The organism is [Flexibacter] sp. ATCC 35208 (assembly GCF_001975825.1).
In the GTDB taxonomy this organism is placed as follows: Bacteria; Bacteroidota; Bacteroidia; order Chitinophagales; family Chitinophagaceae; genus Chitinophaga.
This window is the reverse complement of sequence record NZ_MTKN01000150.1, coordinates 1-3,652: the sequence shown is the minus strand read 5'-3', so window position 1 is coordinate 3,652 and position 3,652 is coordinate 1. Positions and strand designations below refer to the sequence as shown.

Below are 3,652 nucleotides of genomic sequence, written 5' to 3'. Positions count from 1 at the left end.
GAGGTCCGAATACTTACGCAATTGCCGCCTTTTTTATTGCGTTTATAATTCTTTAGGGGTTCCGGTAATAAGTAACACCATTAACCGTAAAAGTGTGATCGGTAAGGCCACCGTCATTATAATGTGCCGCGACCTGATTGGTTAAGAAAGTAGCATTGGGTTCTCCATTAGCATTAGTCCATAACCGCTTTGGTCAGCATCGAAGCTAATGCCGCAAAAATTAGAAGTTCCACTTGGACTGTCTATTACGGTGATACTGGGCCAGCCCAAACGGAGTATACGCTCCGTTTCGGGTGGCCCAATGACCTCCGTTTTAGACACTTGGACAAAGGGAAGAACTAACAGGTGTGTAATTTTCTGGTTTTCCCCTTTCCGCATTAGTGTTTGCGCCACCATAGGTAAAACAAACTATGCTTGTAAGTTTTTCACCTTCTCCTGTGGCAGTTTCTTTAGCTGCTGCATTTTTAAAGATTAGTGATTGATTATAGCACGGATGATTAAGACGCAGAGCGAGAGTAAATTCTTCGGTTTTGCAAGGTAAAAACCGAAGAATGTAAAGCGGCAGGAGACTTGCTCACCGGGCTATGACTTTATCCGACCTCCGTTGTTGCGTGTTCCAGCCCCAACTTATAAGCGAAACAGTGCGGAACACCAACAACAAAAACAAGAAGGGGCGCAGAGACAAACTTTTTAGCTTTCCTTGAGCAGTTGTTTTGTGTTCTTTTTAGCTTTTGGGACTTTGTCAGAAGCTGGAGCTACAATCGCTAATACGAACAGTAATGCTACAATCAGAAAAACGAAAATGCCATATCATAACTGAAAGGTTTAATTGTTGTTAGTTAGTTCCCTACTGTTATAAGGGTATTCGGGTTGCACTAATTACACCTCCGTTATTAAATATAATAAAGTGTTTTTTATTACTTCTTCTCATTTGTTTCCTTTTTTCGGATGGCTTTCAGTCGGCAGCGATTAAAAAGTCAAGAGTAGAATTTCTCTTTAAATCGCTGATAATCCTTCTCACCTTCTGAAGGACTCAATGCAAAATCCAGATATGCTTCTTGTTTCTTCGTTATTGAACCTGCAATCGAGATTATTTCTGAAATAATCTGTTGCTTCCTTTCCTGTATTCTTTCGGGTGAGAGTTGCAATTGCTTGTATTTCTCCCAAGCCATTTCAAATAAGTAATTTGCGGGAAAAGCTATGAAATTTAGCTTAGGATAGATTCTCCGTACCGATTCGATGTTATTAGGTAGATTAACTCCATTATTCAAATTATCATAAAAGGAAAAATACCCTTCGATGCTTTCTTTAAAGGGAATTTTAATTAAGCTACCCGTTATAATATGATATGGACAAGGTTCATAAGCAGCTATCAATTTCATAACATTAAACCCGTAACAGCTTGAAAAACTAATAATGGGCCTTATATGAATTGTGGTATAAATATCTCTAAACTTTTTCCTAAAATCTTCCCACTCAACAAATGAAAGTTGATCGGACTTATCGAAGAGACCAATTCCATCTTCATTACCATGACAATCAAAATGGATAACATAAAGACCTTTTGAGCCTGATATTTCTGATTTAATTGAATCTATTTCTTTGAAAAGACCAGATCGATCTTCCACATTAATGAAACTATTGGTAATCTTACCGTCTAATTTTATTGATAACTCTAATCCTGATTTAATACTATCAGTAGTCTTTAGTGATTGAATGATGAATATCTTTGATATTATCCCCATAATTACCTCCTTAGTTAAAGTTAGTAAAAAGCGTTTCATTGATAAAGTCGCAATTTAAAATTGCTCTAATATCCATCTGAGTTATTTAACTTGATAACGATAAAAGTATTTTATATTATTTTATAAATTGTGAGTCCGAAATAGTAAGAAATACTCTTTCCTCTTTTACAATATCCCGCGCTTTTAAATAAGGTAAAAGTTTACCTTTTAATAACCAATCTAATACATTATTGATAAAGATGGCAGAAGGCGAAGTGAATGAGTTTTGTATAAAATAGATTTGATAATTTTTTGTATTATTCAAAAATAACAACCATTCACTTTTTGTTAGAAAAAATGTCTCTTTTTGTTTTGCGGTACCTTTACATTCAATAAAGTATTCGACGTTACCACCTTCTTCTAAGATTTCAAAATCGTGGTCTAACTTACTTTCACCATTTTCGTTTAACCATTTTACTCTATTCGGGTATTTGGCTTTTAAAATTTCAAACAAATATTTTTCTGAAATTAAACGAATACTTTCGTTTAATTCATAATCTTCTAAGATTTCAGGGATTCCTTTTTTTTCTGCTTTCAGTTCTCTAACTTCCTGCTTAATGCTCTTCATTTCCAGAACAAGCATTTTTAGAATTTCGTTTGTTTCTCTGCTATTTTCTGATATTTTAGATTTAGGCGGTTCTTGTTCTATTTTTCCTGATACTTTTACATTTTCTGCTTGAGACGGCAATATATCTTTTGAAGTGCTGATTGGCTGCTGTGTAGGTACTGTTTTAGAAATAACGGAATAAAAGGTTGAAAGATTTGATTTAATACTTAATTGACTATAAGCCGTTCCCTTAGTAAAAGGTATATTGCTATACGTTCCATTGGTTAACTTAGCAATCTCTTTTGCTTTAGATTCCTCCTGTGCTTTCAATCCTATTCCAATGATATGAATTTCACAATTAATACCATCGGTCTGAGCTTTTTTACATTCAGACACATAATCTCCTCCTTTATCTTCTTCGCCATCTGTCACCAGTATAATTTTTTTATTACTTGACGAATATTCTTTTAGTGTTGCGACTGATTGTCTTATTGCTTCAGATATAGGTGTTCCTCCTTTTTTTACTGTTAATTTATTAACTGCCATAGAAATAGCATCTTTATCGATTATACTTAATGGAAGCTCCTGAACAATTGATGGTAATCCTTTTACGGATGAAAATGATTTAATACCAATTTTAGATGAATAATCGAGAGCAGGTATAATATCAGACAGTAGCATTTGCTTTGTTAAGCCGATCTTATCTTCCATACTCCCAGAAAGATCAATAACAAATTCTGTAACTGCTTCCATAATCTAGTGTTGGGAATGCGTTATAAAAAAGCCATCCATTATTAGGACGGCTGGTTAATATTTGTATTAGATTTCCGATCGGAAGATGCATCAAAGGCTGCCGTATTAATATTCTACTTCTTTCCCTTTCTTAACTTTTCAATTTCCTTTTTAGCGAGGCAATATCTTCATTCTTTCCTTTATTCGTCTGCTCCAATATCTCAACAATTTTGTCAACCGGATTGAAAGTAGGATATAGCTGAATAAAGAATTACCTGTTGCGTTATCGTGTTTATTAACAGTATTTGCAACAATACTAATAACCGCTTCTTCATCAAATTTCTTTATCGCTTCAACTGGTATTTTCAACGTTCTTGCCACTTCATCCAAAATTACATCCTCAATTTCTTTTTTACCATCTAAGCATGAAATCTTCATCTGATTCCAGTCATTACCCATAATAGTTGCTAGTAAATCCTGCTTCATTCCAAAAATTTGACGGAAGCGGGCTATATTTCCCCCGTGATGAATTTTCTTTTCATGAGGGCAAATATAACGTCTTTAATAGGTGAAGTTGTTTAGTCTTTAT

The 3,652-nt window shown here is 34.5% G+C and carries 3 protein-coding genes; all 3 read right to left on the bottom strand.

Going from position 1 to position 3,652, the window contains the following annotated elements:
* Positions 1–977 precede the first annotated feature (977 nt).
* The 3 genes from BW716_RS34620 to BW716_RS34610 all read right to left on the bottom strand — a co-directional run bounded on the left by BW716_RS34620 (position 978) and on the right by BW716_RS34610 (position 3,549).
* Complete coding sequence (locus tag BW716_RS34620; protein ID WP_083730612.1) at positions 978–1,784, bottom strand: hypothetical protein; 807 nt, start codon at positions 1,782–1,784, stop codon at positions 978–980.
* Between the two features lie 76 nt (positions 1,785–1,860).
* Entirely contained in the window at positions 1,861–3,084 is a 1,224-nt protein-coding gene (locus tag BW716_RS34615; protein WP_083730611.1) for a DUF3883 domain-containing protein, read from the bottom strand.
* A 150-nt stretch (positions 3,085–3,234) separates the two neighbouring features.
* Positions 3,235–3,549: an XRE family transcriptional regulator gene (locus tag BW716_RS34610; protein ID WP_143709223.1), complete on the bottom strand. Its 315-nt coding sequence runs from the start codon at positions 3,547–3,549 to the stop codon at positions 3,235–3,237.
* Positions 3,550–3,652 lie beyond the last annotated feature (103 nt).

Excerpts from the sequence above, each read along its gene's own strand:
- BW716_RS34620 (WP_083730612.1), bottom strand. The coding sequence starts at position 1,784 with ATGAAACGCTTTTTACTAACTTTAACTAAGGAGGTAATTATGGGGATA.
- BW716_RS34615 (WP_083730611.1), bottom strand. The coding sequence starts at position 3,084 with ATGGAAGCAGTTACAGAATTTGTTATTGATCTTTCTGGGAGTATGGAA.
- BW716_RS34610 (WP_143709223.1), bottom strand. The coding sequence starts at position 3,549 with ATGAAGCAGGATTTACTAGCAACTATTATGGGTAATGACTGGAATCAG.